This window comes from Achromobacter sp. UBA2119, assembly GCF_002331005.1.
Lineage (GTDB): Bacteria > Pseudomonadota > Gammaproteobacteria > Burkholderiales > Burkholderiaceae_B > Achromobacter > Achromobacter animicus.
In genome coordinates this window covers 182548-198485 of sequence record NZ_DCYD01000009.1, presented here as the reverse complement: position 1 = coordinate 198485, position 15938 = coordinate 182548, and the positions used below count along the sequence as shown (strand labels likewise).

The following is a 15938-nucleotide window of genomic DNA, read 5'->3' as shown; positions in this document are numbered from 1 at the left end:
GGATGTCTTGGAGTTTGGCGTGGCCGTTTCCGTTTTCGATCTGTTCAAGGTGGGTATCGGCCCGTCAAGTTCCCATACCGTGGGTCCGATGCGGGCGGCGCTGCTGTTCGCCCAGGGGCTGGAGCGTGACGGCCTGATTCCGCGGGTCGCCAGCGTGCGGGCCGAACTGTACGGATCGTTGGGCGCCACCGGCAAGGGCCACGGCACCGACAAGGGCGTGCTGCTGGGCCTGATGGGCGAGGCGCCCGACACCGTCGATCCGGCTGCCATCGCCGGCATGGTCGCGTCCGTACGCGCCAGCCGCCAACTGCCGTTGCTGGGCAAGTACCCGCTGCCCTTCGTGGAAAAGGAACACCTGATGTTCTACCGCCGCGAAGCCATGGCCGAACACCCCAACGGCATGAAGTTCCACGCCTTCGACGCCGACGGCCAGAGCCTGCGCGAGGCGCGCTACCTGTCGGTGGGCGGTGGCTTCGTCGTCACGGCGGGCGCGTCCAACAGCCAGGTCATCGCCGCGCACGACCAGTTGCCGTACCCGTTCCGCATGGGACGCGAGCTCTTGGCCATGTGCCAGGAAAACGGCATGACCGTCGCGCAGATCATGATGCAGAACGAGCTGACCTGGCGCGAAGCCTCGGAAGTCAATGCCGGTCTGGACCGGATCTGGCAGGTGATGCAGGACTGCGTGGCGCGCGGCTGTGGCATCAACTATCCGGAGGCGGACGGCGAGCTGCCCGGTCCGCTGCGCGTGCGCCGCCGCGCCCCGGAGCTGTACCGCAATCTCACGCAGCGCGCCGAGCGCACGCTGTCCGACCCGCTGTCCGTCATGGACTGGGTGAATCTGTACGCGATGGCCGTCAACGAAGAGAACGCCGCGGGCGGCCGCGTGGTCACCGCGCCGACCAACGGCGCGGCGGGCATCATCCCGGCGGTGCTGCACTATTACGACCGCTTCGTGCCGGGCGCCAACCGCGATGGCGTGCGCGACTTCCTGCTGACCGCGGCCGCGATCGGGCTGCTGTACAAGTACAACGCGTCGCTGTCGGGCGCGGAAGTGGGCTGTCAGGGTGAGGTCGGCGTGGCCTGTTCCATGGCGGCCGGCGGATTGGCGGCGGCGCTGGGCGGGTCGGTAGAGCAGGTGGAAAACGCGGCCGAGATCGGCATGGAGCACAACCTGGGCCTGACCTGCGACCCGGTCGGCGGACTGGTGCAGATTCCCTGTATCGAGCGCAACGCCATGGCCTCGGTCAAGGCCGTCAACGCCGCCCGCATGGCGCTGCGCGGCGACGGCCAGCACTACGTGTCGCTGGACTCGGTCATCAAGACCATGCGCGAAACCGGCGCCGACATGAAGACCAAGTACAAGGAAACGGCGCGGGGCGGTCTGGCGGTGAATATCGTCGAGTGCTGAGCGCGGCCTGGGTGGCGACCTCCCATCCACGCGCTTGTGCTTGATACGTACGCAAAAAAGCCCGCCGAAGCGGGCTTTTTTGCGGCCAAGGGCCGGGGCCGGTCAGATCACGCGCGCATTCTGCAGCGCGGCGATGCGGGCCGGGATCGGCGGGTGCGAGGCGAACATGGCTGCCAGGCCGCCCTTGCCGGTGATGCCGGACGCTTCGAAGGACTTGGGCAGTTCGCCCGGTTCCAGGCCGCCCAGGCGGGCCAGGGCGCGGATCATCGGTTCGCGGGCGCCCATCAGGTGGGCCGAGCCGGCGTCTGCGCGGTACTCGCGCTGGCGCGAGAACCAGGCCACGATGATCGAGGCCAGGACGCCGAAGATGATTTCACAGACCAGCACCGTGACGAAGTAGCCCGGGCCGATGCCGCGTTCGTTCTTGAACACGACGCGGTCGATGAAGTAGCCGACCACGCGCGCCAGGAAGATGACGAAGGTGTTCACCACGCCCTGGATCAGGGTCAGGGTGACCATGTCGCCGTTGGCGATGTGCGCGACTTCGTGCGCCAGCACGGCTGCGACTTCCTCTTCGGACATGCTTTCCAGGAGGCCCGTCGACACGGCGACCAGCGAGTCGTTCTTGAACGCGCCGGTGGCAAACGCGTTGGGGGCGCCTTCGTAGATGGCGACTTCGGGGCGGCCGATGCCGGCGCGGTCGGCCAGTTGGTGGACCGTGTCGACCAGCCAGGCTTCGCGCTGGTTGCGGGGCGCGTTGGGGTCCAGCACCTGCGCGCCGGTGCTCCACTTGGCCATCGGCTTGCTCATGAGGAGCGAGATGATGGCGCCGGTGAAGCCAACCACGACCGAGAAGATCAGGAGCGCGTTGAAGTTGATCCCGTTGGCCGTGATGACACGGTCCACGCCCAGGATGCGCAGCGTGGCCGACAGCACGAGCATGACGGCCAGGTTGGTGATGACGAACAGAACAATGCGTTTCATGTTTTTTTATTCCTCTGCGAGCGGCAAATACCCGGATTTCGACATCGCGGGGCCTCGCCAGTTCCCCGACTCGCCGGCTCCGCTCCGGGTGACGGAGAGTATAGTATCGCTTTCCCTTATTCCATCCCCCCTTTTCCCTTAGCGTAGACCCGCATGCAGGCACTTTGGATGTTGGTGGCGTCCGCCATGTTCGCCATCATGGGGTCGTTCGTGAAGCTCGGCACCGAACACGGCGCGTCGCTGCCGCAGGTCGTGCTCTTTCGCGGCCTGCCGTCGGTGATCCTTCTGCTGATCTGGGCGCGCGCCGGCCGTCAGTCCATCATTCCCACGAGCTGGAAGCTGCACATCTGGCGCAATCTGTCCGGCGTAACGTCGATGTGGCTGGGCTTTTTTGCCATCTCCCATCTGCCGCTGGCCACGGCCACCAGCCTGAACTACACGGCGCCGCTGTTCATCGCCTGTTGGATGCTGGGGTGGGGCGGGGCGCAGCGTGATCCGGTGCGGATCCTGGCCGTGGCGCTGGGGTTCATGGGCGTCATTGCCGTGCTGCGGCCCAGCATCAACGAAGACCAGTGGCTTGCCGCCCTGCTCGGCATGGGGGCGGGCGCCATGTCCGCCATCGCGATGATGCAGATCCGCCAGCTGGGCCGCATCGGCGAACCCGAATGGCGCACTGTGCTGTTCTTCTCGGTCGCGGTGTGCGCGTCCAGCGGCGCCGGACTGGCGTTTGAAGGCTGGGGCTATGCGGACTGGACCGGTTATCTTTCGCTGCTGGGCGTGGGCGTCGCGGGGCTGTTTGGCCAGTTGGCCATGACCCGGGCGTTCGGCATGGGGTCGGCGCTGCTGACCGCCGCCCTGCAGTACAGCACCATCATCTTCGCGGCGCTGATCGGCATGGGCTTCTGGGGCGACCATCTGGACGTCGTGGCCTGGGCCGGCATGGGCCTCATCATCTTCGCGGGCCTGCTGTCGGTGTGGCGCACCATGCGCGATCCCAAGCCGGTCTGATCCCAGCATCCGCCGAATTCCACAGGAGCCCCCTCGCATGACGACGACCCTGATCTCCGCCGCTGACCTGGCCTCGCGTTTGGATACGCCCGACGTGCGCGTGTTCGACGTGCGGCACGATTTGACCAACCACGCGGCGGGCCGCCAGGCCTACGACGCGGGCCACATTCCCGGCGCCCGCTACCTGGATCATGAAACCGAGTTGGCCGCCGCGAAGACGGGCAAGAACGGCCGCCATCCGCTGCCGGACCGTGCCCAGTTCGGCGCGCTGATGGCCGCCCACGGCGTGACCCCCAGCACGCTGGTCGTGGCGTACGACGCCAGCGGCGGCATGTATGCGGCGCATCTGTGGTGGATGCTGCGCTGGCTGGGCCATGACCAGGTCGCCGTGCTGGACGGCGGATGGCAAGCCTGGACGGCCGCTGGCCTGCCCGTCAGCCACGACGCGGCGCCCGCCGTGCAGCCGGGCAAGCCGGTCGAGCCAGGCGCGCCGCTGGCCGGCACGGTGGACGCCCAGACGGTGCTGGCCAACATCGCCCAGCCGGCCTTCACCGTGATCGACGCGCGCGCCGCCAATCGCTATCGCGGCGAAGTGGAACCGATGGACCCGGTGGCCGGCCATATCCCCGGCGCGCTGAACCGCCCGAACGGCGAAAATCTGCAGCCGGACGGCCGCTTCAAGTCAGCCGACGCGCTGCGCGCGGAATTCGGGGCGCTTCTGGCGGGGCGCGATCCGGCGTCCATCGTCCACCAGTGCGGCTCGGGCATCACCGCCTGCCACAACCTGCTGTCGATGGAAATCGCCGGCCTGTCCGGTTCCCGCCTGTATCCGGGTTCCTGGAGCGAATGGTGCAGCGATCCCGCCCGGCCGGTGGCCAAGGGCGAATGAACGACAAAAAGCCAGGGCCTATACCCTGGCTTTTTTCATGGTCGCGGGCGGGCAGTTACCAGACCGCGGCCAGCTTGACGCGTCCGGACACGCTTTCGGCGATTTCCAGGAAGTGATCGAGCGGCGGCGTCGCCAGCCCCGGCACCTTGGCCATGTCGTCCCACCGCCGCAGGCGGATCGCGTCGGGCGCGCCGGGCATGCTGGCGAAGTCCACCGCCTGGCCGGCGTCGAAACTGCCGCCCTGCAGTGCCAGGCTGCGGCGGGAATCCTCGGATAGCCTCGCTTCGTACTGCGGTTCGACATAGCAGAGGTAGCGCTTGGCCTCGACGTGCAGGCGGATGGGATCCAGCACGGCGGCGCTGAACAAGCCGCGCAGGAAGGGCAGCACGAAATACTGATGCTTGTCGTCGATGCCGCGCAGCGTCGGCGTGCCGGGCCGATCGGCGATCAGGTGGCCCAGGTCATGCAGCAGGCACGCCGTGATGAGATGGGCGTTGGCGCCGTTCTGTTCGGCCAGCGTCGCCGTCTGCAGCGCGTGCCGCAGATGGCTGACGGATTCGCCATGATAGGAACGGTGCCCGCGTTCCAGGAAAAGCTGTTCGATATCCTGCAGGGTCAAGGCCATGGTTGTCTCCTGAGTGGCCGCAAGGGGAAGAGGCGGGCAGTGACCGCAACGGTCAGCCGGCTGCCGGCGCCATCTCCAGAAAGCGCGCGATAAGCTGCACCGGTTGGCGCTCGCGCAGGCAGTACAGGTACTCATTCATCACGATGCCGGCGTCTTCGATGTCGAGGGCCGCCAGATCGGGGTGGGACGGGATTTCGCGCGACGGGATCAGGCTGATGCCCAGCTCGCACAGGATGGCTTGGCGAATCGATTCGCGGCTGCCGATTTCCAGCGTGCGGCGCACGGTGACGCCGGCGGCCTGCAGCGCCTCTTCGGTCAGCTGGCGCGTCATGGAGCCCGGCTCGCGCAGCAGCAGCGCATAGTCCGCCAGATCGGCAAGGCGCACCTGCCCGCGCCGGGCCAGCGGATGTGTCCGGTGCACCACCACGCGGATCGGGTCCGCGGCGATCTTGCGCCGGTACAGATGCTTGTCATCCATCAGAAAGGAAGACGTGGCAATCTCGATGCGGTAATCCTGCAGCGCCCGGAGCATCGACTGCGAATTGCCGATCGTGACGGTCAGGTCGATGCCGGGATAGCGCTGGTTGTAGCGCCGCACGGTGTCCATGATGTAGTACGGGCCGGTCGCGCCGATGCGCAGGTTGCCCTCGCGCAGATCGCTCGCGTCGCGCAGCCGGAAGTCGATCTCGGTCTCCTGCTGCACCAGCTTCTCGACCATCGGCATCAGGTTCTGCCCGGCGTCCGACAGCCGCATGCCGCGCCCCTGCCGGTGGAACAGTTCGATGCCGTAGCGCGATTCGAGCTGACGCAACTGCCCGGTCACCGTGGGCTGGCTCACGCCCAGTTGGGCGGCGGCCTTGGTGACGGTTCCGCAGCGGGCCACGGCATAGAAGGATTTGAGTTCGGCGACGAGCACGATCGGGGGCGAGGATTGGACGCAATGCGCAAGACCGCCAGTACACCAAAATAATTTGATGTTTTTATTACTGCATTTGCGCGAAGTGTCATAAACGCTCAATACGCCGATTCCATACTGCCTTCGTTCCCAGACCGGAGGCCTCATGCCCCAACGCGATACCGCCTTTCTCTCCGTGCAGAATCTCGTCAAGCGATTCGGCACCCACACGGCGCTGGCCGATGTGTCGCTGGATATCCGCGCCGGAGAGCTGGTGTGTCTGCTGGGGCCGTCGGGTTGCGGCAAGACGACGCTGCTGCGCGCGATTGCCGGGCTGGAGCGCCAGGACAGCGGCACCATCGTGCTGTCGGGCCGCGACATCTCCCATGCCGAGCCGCAGGCGCGCGACTACGGGATCCTGTTCCAGTCGTATGCGCTGTTTCCGAACCTGACCGTGGCCCAGAACGTGGCTTACGGCTTGAGCGGCAAGCGCGCCCACCGCAGCCACGTCGCCAGCCGCGTCGAGGAGATGCTGACGCTGGTCGGCCTGGCGGGCGCGTCGCACAAATACCCTGGCCAGATTTCGGGCGGCCAGCAGCAGCGCGTGGCGCTGGCGCGCGCATTGGCGCCGTCGCCGTCCCTGCTGTTGCTGGACGAACCCATGTCCGCGCTGGATGCGCGGGTGCGTGAACACCTGCGCATCGAACTGCGCGCGTTGCAAAAGCGCCTGTCCATCACCACGCTCATGGTGACGCATGACCAGGAAGAGGCCATGGTGATGGCCGACCGCATCGCCGTGATGAACGGCGGCATCATCGAACAGTACGGCACGCCGCGCGAACTGTATCGTCAGCCGGGATCGGCCTTCATCGCCGATTTCGTGGGCGAGGCCAACTGGCTGCCGTTCGAACGCATCGACACTCACCGCGCCCGCGTGGGCCGCCAGGAGCTGGCCGTGGACGCCGCCCTGGACGCCGGGTCGGGCAAGCTATTCGTGCGGCCCGAGGCCGTGCGCGTCAGCATGGCCAAGCCGGAAGCGCCGAACGCCATGCTGGCCGACGTGCTGGACGGCGTGTTTCTGGGCCGCAATTATCGGCTCGCCCTGCGTCTGGAAGGCGTGCCCGGCGCCACGGTCCATTCCATCGTGTCCCCTGAAACCGGAGACGCCCTGCTGGGCGCTCACGCTGCCGGCCGCTGCTGGGTGGAGCTGCCGCGCCATGCGATACGCGCCTACGCTTGATCCGGCCGTGAACAATTCCCGAGCCATCGGCCAGGCCGCTGCGGTTTCCGCTGCGCCTGCGATTCCCACATCCGCCGCCGCGCCGCTGCCCGCCTTGGGACGCCGTCCGTTGCCCGCGTGGATCGGCGCGCTGGGCTTGGCGCTAGGGCAGGGCGGCCTGGCGCTTGGCCTTCTCCTTTTCCTGGCGTTGCCCTTGGCGGCGATCCTGCTCAAATCGGTCACGGACGCTGACGGCGGCTGGGCGGGCCTGTCGGTCATCGCCAGCATCATCAGCGCCGAAGGCTTCATGGACATGGTCGGGCGCAGCCTGGCCGTGGGCGTCGTGACGACCCTGCTGGTGGTGCCGTGCGCGTACGGTTTTGCCTATGGCCTCACCCGCACCCGACTGCCGGGCAAGGGTCTGCTGCGCACGATCGCGCTGCTGCCGTTGCTGGCGCCGTCGCTGCTGCCCGGCATTGCGCTGGTCTACCTGCTTGGCAATCAGGGCCTGCTCAAGGGCCTGACCGGCGGCGCCACCATCTACGGCTTCTGGGGCATCGTCGTCGGCGAGGCCTTCTACACGTTTCCGCATGCGCTCATGATTTTGCTGACCGGCCTCGCGCTGGCAGACGGGCGCCTGTATGACGCGGCGCGCGCCATGGGCGCGGGTCCGTGGCGCACCTTCATGACGGTCACGCTGCCCGGCACGCGCTATGCGGTGTTCTCGGCCTGCTGCGTGGTGTTCACGCTGACCGTCACGGACTTCGGCGTGCCCAAGGTGGTGGGCGGCGATTACAACGTGCTGGCGATGGAAGCCTACAAGGCGGTGGTGGGGCAGCAGAATTTTCCGAAGGGGGCGGCGATTGGCATCCTGCTCCTGCTGCCGGCGCTGCTGACCTTCGTGCTGGACCGCCGCTTGCGTGCCCGTCAGGGCGCCCAGATGAGCGGCCGCGCGCAGCCATACGCGGCCGGCGTGAACGGCCGCCGCGACGCGGCGTTCCTGGCGCTGGCGGGCGTGATGGCGGCCTTCCTGCTGCTGATCATCGGCGTGGCGGTCTGGGCCTCGTTCGTGAAGATGTGGCCGTACAACCTGTCGATGTCGCTGCGTTCGTACGACTTCGACAACATGGACGGCGGCGGCTGGCTCGCCTGGCGCAACAGCCTGCAACTCGCGTTCTGCACCGCGCTCGTCGGAACCCTGGTGGTCTTTGTCGGCGCGTGGATGATGGAGAAGGTGCCGGCCCGCAACACGATGGCGCGCGGCCTGCGCGGCATGGCCGGCATGCTGGCGCTGATGCCGATGGCCGTGCCGGGGCTGGTGCTGGGCCTGGGCTACATCTTCTTCTTCAACAGCGTGTCGAACCCGCTGAACGTGCTGTACGGCACGATGCCGCTGCTCGTGCTGTGCACGGTGGTGCACTTCTATACCAGCGCCCACCTGACGGCCGCCACCGCGCTCAATGCGCTGGACCCGGAGTTCGAGGCCGCCTCCGCATCGCTGAAGGTGCCGCGCCTGACGACCTTTTTGCGCGTGACGCTGCCGATGTGCCTGCCCGCGGCGCTGGACGTGGCCCGCTACCTGTTCGTGTCCGCCATGACGACCGTGTCGGCGGTGGTGTTTCTGTACAGCCCGTCCACGGTGCTGGCTGCCGTTGCCGTGCTGAACATGGACGACGCCGGCTTCATCGGCCCGGCCGCCGCCATGTGCACGGTCATCATGGCCAGTTCCGCCGTCGCCGCGCTGGTCCTGCACCTGGCGAGCCGCGCCCTGGTGGCGCGCACCCAGGCCTGGCGGCGCCCGGCGTCCCGCTGACCGATCATTTTTCCAGGATGACTTTCATGACTGCTCAACCTTTGCCCGTCCGCCTAGAAGCCGTGATCTTCGACTGGGCCGGCACGCTGGTCGACTTCGGTTCCTTTGCCCCCACCAAGGTGTTCGTGGATGCGTTTGCGCAGTTCGGCATGGACGTGTCGCTGAAAGAAGCGCGCGGCCCGATGGGCATGGGCAAGTGGGATCACATCCGCACGCTGTGCGACCAGCCCGCCATTGCCAGCCAGTACCAGGCCCGCTTCGGCCGCCTGCCGAGCGACGACGACGTCACCGCCATCTACGAGCGTTTTCTGCCGATGCAGCTGGAAAAAGTGGCGCAGTACTCGGCCGCCATTCCGGGCGCCGCGGACGTGATGCGCGCCTTGCGCGCGCGCGGACTGAAGATCGGATCGTGCTCCGGCTATCCCGCCAGCGTGATGGGCCGCGTGGTCGAACGCGCCGCCACCGAGGACCTGACGCCCGACTGCATCGTCGCCAGCGATGAAGTGCCGCGTGCGCGTCCCGCGCCCGCCATGGCCTTGAAGAATGTGGTGGAGCTTGGCCTGTCCGACGTGGCCGGCTGCATCAAGGTCGACGACACCACGCCCGGCATCGAAGAGGGCCGCCGCGCCGGCATGTGGACCGTGGGGCTGCTGCTGTCGGGCAACGCCGCGGGCCTGACGCTGGACGAATACAAATGCCTTTCCGAACCCGCCCGCGACGCGGCGCGCGATGCCGCCCGCGCTGAGCTGGATCCGGCCGGCCCGCACTACCTGATCGACACGGTGGCCGACCTGCCCGCGGTGGTCGACGACATCGAAGCCCGACTGTCGCGAGGCGACCGCCCCTGAACTAGACGCTGCCGCCCGGCGTCCCGGGCCATCCATAGACCTTTGACTCACCTCCATCCGCAGCCGGCAGCCGCCGGCCGTGGGGACCTCGTTCACCCTGCTTTTCCGCTCACTCACGGAGTTGTTCATGAATCGCTACAAGCTGCTTGCACTGGCCGCCGCCCTGACGGGCGTGATGGGCGCCGCCTCGGCCGAGACCACGCTGACCGTCTACACGGCGCTGGAAGCCGACCAGATCAAGGCCTATCAGGCCGCCTTCGAAAAGGCCAACCCCGACATCAAGATCCAGTGGGTGCGCGACTCCACCGGCATCATCGCCGCCAAGCTGTTGGCCGAAAAGAACAACCCCAAGGCCGACGTGATCTGGGGTCTGGCCGGCACGGCGCTGGGCCTGATGGACAAGGAAGGCATGCTCCAGCCCTACGCCCCGAAGGGCCTGGACCAGATCGCCGCCAACATGCGCGACGCCAAGGCCGAACCGGCCTGGGTCGGCATGGACGGCTACGCCGCCGCCATCTGCTTCAATACGATCGAAGCCGAAAAGCAGAAGCTGCCCAAGCCCACGTCGTGGCAGGACCTTACCAAGCCGGTGTACGCCGGCAAGATCGTCATGCCGAACCCGGCCTCGTCCGGCACGGGCTTCCTGGACGTCAGCGCCTGGCTGCAGATCTTCGGTGAAGACAAGGGCTGGGCCTATATGGACGCCCTGCACAAGAACATCGGCTCGTACACGCACTCGGGTTCCAAGCCGTGCAACATGGCTGCCGCCGGCGAATTCCCGATCGGCATCTCGTTCGACTACCGCGCCGCCAAGCTGAAGGCCGACGGCGCGCCGGTCGAAGCCGTGTTCCCGTCGGAAGGCCTGGGCTGGGAAGTCGAAGCCACCGCCATCATGAAGGGCACCAAGAACCTCGACGCCGCCCGCAAGCTGGCTGACTTCTCGGCAAGCCGCGAAGCCAACGAGCTGTACAAGGCCAACTTCGCAGTGCTGGCGATCCCGTCGATTGCGACCGCCAATCCCAACCTGCCGGCCGATCTGACCTCGCGCATGATCAAGAACGACTTCACGTGGGCTGCAACGAACCGCGACCGCATCATTGCCGAGTGGACGAAGCGCTACGACGGCAAGTCCGAGCCGAAGAAGAAGTGATCCTTGACCCACCGCGGCGGCAGCGCGCCGCCGCGCATCGGGAGACCCGCGGGGGTCTCCCCGACATTCCTCTCGCAGTAGTTCAAAAATGAAGACTTACGACGTAATCGTGGTGGGCGCGGGCATGCTCGGCATCGCGCATGCCTGGGCCGCCGCCAAGCGCGGCCTGTCCGTGGCCGTCATCGAGCGCAGCCGCCAGGCGCACGGCGCGACGATCCGCAACTTCGGCCAGGTCATCGTGACGGGCCAGGCGCCCGGCACGATGCTGTCGCACGCGCAGCAGTCCCGCGAGCTGTGGCTCGATCTGGCGGACAAGGCGGGTTTTCATGTGCGTGCCAATGGCGCGCTGGTGCTGGCGCGTAATGCCGACGAGGCCGACGTGTTGCGGGAATTCGCGGACATGCGGCTGCGGCAGGAAGGGTACCGTGCCGACCTGCTGTCGGCTCGCGAGGTGGGGGCGCTGTACAACGGCCAGTTGGCCCACCACTGCCTGGCGCTGCGCGGCCACGATGACCTGCAGATCTATTCGCGCGAGGCGCTGCCGGCCATCACGCACTATCTGCAGTCCTCGCTGGACATCGACTTCATCACGGGGACCCTGGCGCGCGCCGTGGAAAACGGCGAAGTCAGCACCTCGGCGGGCGACTTCAAGGCGTCGCATGTGTTCGTGTGTCCCGGCCACGATTACCTGACCCTGTTGCCCGAACAATTCGCGCCGCTGAACCTGGAGGTCACGCGCCTGCAGATGCTGCGTGCGGTGTTCGACGGCCCGCCCATCGCGCTGGACCGGCCGCTGCTCACCGGCCTGTCCTGCGTGCATTACGGCGCGTTCTCGGACCTGCCGACGGCGCAGACGCTGCGCGGCGTGATCCAGGCGCGTACGCCGATGCTGCTGGAAAACGGCATCCACCTGCTGATCAGTCCCACGCCGTACGGCGAACTGATCATCGGCGACTCGCACCAGTACGGGCAGGACGCGTTGCCATTCAACGACGAAGCCGTCGACAACGCCATGCTCGATCTGGCCTCGCAGGCGCTGGGCGCGCGGCTGCGCGTGGTCGAGCGGTGGCAAGGCGTCTACGGCGCGCACGGACCGGCGCCGTTTTCCGTGATGCCGGTGGACGCGGCCACCACGGTGGCGGTCATGCACTCTGGCGTCGGCATGACGGTGGGGTTGGCGATCGGCGAACGGACGGTGGCGGGCGTTATTGGACGTTAAACTCGGACGCTGAACCGCACAACGCCCCTGGACGAAAAAAGGGCCTTACGATCCGTAAAGGATGTCGCAAGGCCCTTTGTCATGCGGGCTGAGGCGGTTGGGACTACACCGACTGCATGATGCGGCGGTACCACTCGTGGAAGTGCTGCATGCCGTCTTCCATGGGCGACTGGTAGGGACCGGTCTCGTTCACGCCGCGCAGCATCAACGCCTTGCGGCCGGCATCCATGCGTTCGGCGATCTCGTCGTCCTCGATGGCCGTTTCCATGTAGGCCGCGCGCTGCGCCTCGACGAACTCGCGCTCAAACGCAGCGATTTCCTCGGGGTAGTAGAACTCGACCACGTTGACCGTTTCCTGCGGGCCCTTCGGGTACAGCGTGGACAGCACCAGCACGTGCGGATAGAGCTCGATCATGTGGGTCGGGAAGTACGTGACCCACACGGCGCCGAAGTCGGGGGCGTCGCCTTCGCGGAACGACAGCAGGCGGTCGTGCCACTGCTTGTACACGTCCGAACCCGGCTGCGCCAGCGCGTTGTGCACGCCCACCTTCTGCAGGCTGTACCAGTCGTTGAACTCCCAGGTCAGGTCGTCGCAGGTGACGAAACGCCCCAGTCCGGGATGGAACGGGCCGACGTGGTAGTCCTCGAGGTAGACCTCGATGAAGGTCTTCCAGTTGTAGTTGCACTGATGCACTTCAACGTGGTCCAGCACGTAGTCGCCGAAGTCGAACTCGGGGCGCCCGAACAGCGGCGCCATGTCGGCAGCCGGGTCGCGCGGGCCTTCGAAGAGCAGCCCGTGGCAATCGCGCAGGCGGAACTTCTGCAGGTTCATGCAGGGCGTGGTTTCGAACTGCGGCGCGCCCAACAACTCGCCTTGGTTGTTGTACGTCCAGCGGTGCAGCGGGCAGACGATGTTGCCGCCGGTTGCCTTCAGGTTGCCGTGCGTGTTGCAGTTGCCGGCCACGTTGCCGGCTTCGCCACCAAGCATCAATGCCTGACGGTGACGGCAGACATTTGAGATGAGTTCGACGCCATGCTGGTTGCGAACCAGCGAGCGCCCTCCGTTTTCCTGGACCAACGTACGCCAATCCCCGATTTCGGGCACCAATTTCTGGTGGCCGACGTACAGCGAGGATTGCTCGAAAATGAGTTCTTGCTCGCGGGCAAAGAGGGCTTCGTCAAAATAAGCGCTGACGGGTAGCTGGGTGCGAGCTGGCACGACATGTGCCATCCGACCGATGTCGGTCATGATTCCCTCCGCTCGGATAAAAAAGCCAGGACGGTTTGAGCCTTGCCAGGCGCTTTTGTTCAAGTCCAGGTCCCTCGCGGTGTGCGCCGGGGGCCTTGTTCGTGAATTCAAGCCTGGTTGAATCCGTACTGGCGCGAAGAAAAATCGGTGTCTGGCCGATCAAATAAGCCGTGAATTGTACCCCAAGGGCTTGTACGACGCCCGTGGCAAAAGGGCAGGCCATTCGCGTGAATCCCGGGGCGGGTTTGACCGCGCGCAAACCGCGATTAACCCTTTATTCCGTAGGTCTTTCAGACGAGCCGGCGGGTGGCCGGATGACGCCTGAGCAACCAGCTGCTGGCGGCCGACAAGGCGAACACCATCATCGTCAGGAGCGGCACCACCCACGCATCGCGGTCCTGGCCCGAAAAAGCCCCGACTCGGCGCGCGACATCCAGGAAGACGGGATGGATGAGATAAACGCCAAACGTCAACGGGGCCAGCGCTGCAAGCCTTGGCAATCGCGGCGAGGACACGATCCATTGGAACGCAGCCAGCGACATGAACGGCACCGTCAGGCTGAAGTAGTCGTAGAAGTAGGTGTCCAGCACGTGGCCGTTGGACATGACGGTCACGCCCAACGCGGTCGCGGCCACGGTGGCGGCCAGCATCAGGCCCGGGCGCGGAACGCGCATCTCGCCATCGAAGATCAGACGGCCCGCGACGAAGTAGCCCAGGTAAGGCAGGAACCACGTCAGGAAAAAGCCATGCGGCGCGCCGAGCGCACGGCGGTACAGGGCGTCAAGAATCGCCACGCCCAGGATGCCGACGACCCACAGCGCGCGCGCCTTCGGCGTGCTGCGCACATACAGCACGCGGACCAGCGGCGCGAACAGGTACAGGCCCACGATCATGTACAGGTACCAGAGGTGGTAGTAAGGCTCGCCCTGCGCGACCTTGCGCGGCCAGAACGAAAAATCGATGCGGCCGTCGTCCCACCAGTCCAGCCCCGTGCGCCATGCCAGGTAGAAGAGCGTCCAGAAGAGCAGCGGGGCCAGGATGCGCGCAAGACGGCGGCTGTAGAAGCGCCGCGCGTCCTGGGGCTTGTCGGGGTCGAGCAGCAGGGCGCCGCTCACCATCACGAAGACGGGCACGCACCAGCGTGCGGCGGAGTCGTACAGATTGGCGGCCAGCCATGCGCCGCGGCCGTGGGCGGCGGGATCGCTGACGATGAGTGCGGCGCTGTGGAGCAGAACGACGGCCAGCGCAGCCAGCCAGCGGGCTGAGTCCAGGCGGGCGTATCGGTCTTCGGTCTGAGGCATCGGGCTCCCGGAATGGTTCGGCGACTGCGCCTTACCTTAGCAGCGACGTGACGCCGATTTCTGTATCCAGGGGTTAGACCGCGCGTAAAAAACCGACAGGGCCGTGACGGCGCTGTCGGGGGGAAAGGCATGCTCGCGGCAGGGCCGCGGGCACACCGGTCGCGGGCCGGCACTCCGCGAACGTTTTGTCACGAAACCGGCATGAAGGCAGGCTTACTGCAGGACGATGTTGGCCTGCTTGATGAGCTGCGACACGATGGGCTGCTCGGTCTTGATCTGCTTGTCCAGCTCGGCCGCCGTGCCCGAACGCGGGTCGATGCCCATGTCCAGCAGGCGCTTTTTCACCGCTTCGTCCTTCAGCGTTTCGGTCAGCGCGGCCTGCAGGCGCTCGACAACGGGTGCCGGCGTGCCCTTGGGGGCAACGAAGCTGAACCACGCGGTCATGTCGAACGCGGGATAGCCTTGCTCGGCCAGCGTGCTCACGTTGGGCTCGGTCGCCAGGCGCGTGGGGCTCGTGATCGCAAAGACCTTGACCTTGCCGGCGTCAGCCTGCGGCATGCCGGTCGCCACCATGTCGAAGAACAGGTCCACGTCGCCGCTGATCAGGGCGGGCAGGGCCTGCGTCGCGCCCTTGAAGGGCACGTGCAGGATGTCGATGCCGGCGCGTTCCTTGAAGAGTTCGCCGGCCAAGTGCGACGACGTGCCCGGGCCGAAGGTTGCGAACGTCAGCTTGCCCGGATTCTGCTTGGCGTACGCAACGACGTCCTGCGTGCTGTTGAACGGCCGCTTGGGCGAGGACAGCAGAACCAGCGGGCCGACGCCCACCATGCCGATCTTGGCGAAGCTGTCCGGGTCGTAGGGCAGTTCCTTGTAGAGATAGCGGTTGGTCACCAGCGTCGAGTTGGTGGCCATGAGGATGGTGTAGCCGTCCGGCGCTTCGCGTGAGACATAGGCCGCCCCAATCGACGTGCCTGCGCCGGCCTTGTTTTCCACGATCATGGATTGGCCCAGGTTCTTGGCCATCCGCTCGGCCAGGACGCGCGTCAGCACGTCGGTGGCGCCGCCCGCCGGGAAGGGCGAGATCACCTTGATCGGGCGGGACGGATACGTATCGGCCTGGGCGCCCAGCGCGGCGGCGCTGAGCACCAGGGTGGCGAGCAGTTTGAAGCTGTTGCGAATCATGTTTTCCCCTTGAAGTCGCATGGTCAGAGTGGATCGCCGGGCCTGGCTTGGCTGACGCGCATATCGTTCACGACGTCGCTTGCCAGGTCTCCTTGGATGTTTTAAATTCCGTAATATGGAATTTAATTCTGTCTTTCGAAATAAA

General features: G+C 66.4%; 14 protein-coding genes. 8 read left to right on the top strand and 6 right to left on the bottom strand.

Annotation, left to right across the window (positions count from 1 at the left end):
* Nucleotides 1-19 precede the first annotated feature (19 nt).
* Complete coding sequence (locus B3098_RS06150; protein ID WP_175124679.1) at nucleotides 20-1411, top strand: L-serine ammonia-lyase; 1392 nt, start codon at nucleotides 20-22, stop codon at nucleotides 1409-1411.
* Between the two features lie 102 nt (nucleotides 1412-1513).
* On the opposite strand, the gene htpX is transcribed toward B3098_RS06150, so the two are convergent.
* Nucleotides 1514-2395, bottom strand: coding sequence for a protease HtpX (htpX, locus tag B3098_RS06145; protein WP_056567464.1), 882 nt, complete (start codon nucleotides 2393-2395; stop codon nucleotides 1514-1516).
* A gap of 153 nt (nucleotides 2396-2548) precedes the next feature.
* Here htpX and B3098_RS06140 point away from each other — a divergent pair, with 153 nt between their 5' ends.
* Together B3098_RS06140 and B3098_RS06135 are read left to right on the top strand one after the other, a co-directional pair.
* Nucleotides 2549-3403, top strand: a complete 855-nt coding sequence (locus B3098_RS06140; protein WP_175124678.1) for a DMT family transporter — start codon at nucleotides 2549-2551, stop codon at nucleotides 3401-3403.
* 37 nt (nucleotides 3404-3440) lie between these two features.
* Entirely contained in the window at nucleotides 3441-4292 is an 852-nt protein-coding gene (locus B3098_RS06135) for a sulfurtransferase (protein WP_286893036.1), read from the top strand.
* A gap of 55 nt (nucleotides 4293-4347) precedes the next feature.
* Here the strand turns inward: B3098_RS06135 and B3098_RS06130 are convergent, their stop codons facing one another.
* Nucleotides 4348-4917 (bottom strand): phosphonate degradation HD-domain oxygenase, encoded by a 570-nt coding sequence (locus B3098_RS06130; RefSeq protein ID WP_175124676.1) that lies wholly within the window; start codon nucleotides 4915-4917, stop codon nucleotides 4348-4350.
* Between the two features lie 52 nt (nucleotides 4918-4969).
* Entirely contained in the window at nucleotides 4970-5833 is an 864-nt protein-coding gene (locus tag B3098_RS06125) for a LysR family transcriptional regulator (RefSeq protein ID WP_279973079.1), read from the bottom strand.
* 145 nt (nucleotides 5834-5978) lie between these two features.
* On the opposite strand from B3098_RS06125, the gene B3098_RS06120 reads away from it, so the two are divergent.
* The 5 genes from B3098_RS06120 to B3098_RS06100 all read left to right on the top strand — a co-directional run bounded on the left by B3098_RS06120 (nucleotide 5979) and on the right by B3098_RS06100 (nucleotide 12061).
* A complete protein-coding gene (locus B3098_RS06120) occupies nucleotides 5979-7052 on the top strand; it encodes a putative 2-aminoethylphosphonate ABC transporter ATP-binding protein (protein WP_286893032.1) in 1074 nt (357 codons plus the stop codon).
* On the top strand, nucleotides 7030-8844 hold the full coding sequence (locus tag B3098_RS06115; protein WP_286893029.1) for a putative 2-aminoethylphosphonate ABC transporter permease subunit: 1815 nt from the start codon (nucleotides 7030-7032) through the stop codon (nucleotides 8842-8844). Before B3098_RS06120 ends, B3098_RS06115 begins: the two co-directional genes overlap by 23 nt.
* A 17-nt stretch (nucleotides 8845-8861) precedes the next feature.
* Nucleotides 8862-9692, top strand: a complete 831-nt coding sequence (gene phnX / locus B3098_RS06110) for a phosphonoacetaldehyde hydrolase (RefSeq protein WP_414631263.1) — start codon at nucleotides 8862-8864, stop codon at nucleotides 9690-9692.
* A 127-nt stretch (nucleotides 9693-9819) separates the two neighbouring features.
* Nucleotides 9820-10842, top strand: a complete 1023-nt coding sequence (locus B3098_RS06105) for a putative 2-aminoethylphosphonate ABC transporter substrate-binding protein (RefSeq protein WP_279973072.1) — start codon at nucleotides 9820-9822, stop codon at nucleotides 10840-10842.
* Nucleotides 10843-10930: 88 nt separating this feature from the next.
* On the top strand, nucleotides 10931-12061 hold the full coding sequence (locus B3098_RS06100) for a TIGR03364 family FAD-dependent oxidoreductase (RefSeq protein WP_279973070.1): 1131 nt from the start codon (nucleotides 10931-10933) through the stop codon (nucleotides 12059-12061).
* 103 nt (nucleotides 12062-12164) lie between these two features.
* On the opposite strand, the gene B3098_RS06095 is transcribed toward B3098_RS06100, so the two are convergent.
* From B3098_RS06095 to B3098_RS06085, 3 genes are all read right to left on the bottom strand, one after another.
* A complete protein-coding gene (locus B3098_RS06095; RefSeq protein ID WP_286893023.1) occupies nucleotides 12165-13310 on the bottom strand; it encodes an aromatic ring-hydroxylating oxygenase subunit alpha in 1146 nt (381 codons plus the stop codon).
* Nucleotides 13311-13600: 290 nt separating this feature from the next.
* Nucleotides 13601-14611, bottom strand: coding sequence for an acyltransferase (locus B3098_RS06090; RefSeq protein ID WP_175138797.1), 1011 nt, complete (start codon nucleotides 14609-14611; stop codon nucleotides 13601-13603).
* Nucleotides 14612-14824: 213 nt separating this feature from the next.
* Nucleotides 14825-15793 carry a Bug family tripartite tricarboxylate transporter substrate binding protein gene (locus B3098_RS06085; RefSeq protein WP_175124668.1) on the bottom strand — a complete coding sequence of 323 codons (969 nt, stop codon included), beginning with the start codon at nucleotides 15791-15793 and terminating at the stop codon, nucleotides 14825-14827.
* Nucleotides 15794-15938: the final 145 nt, after the last annotated feature.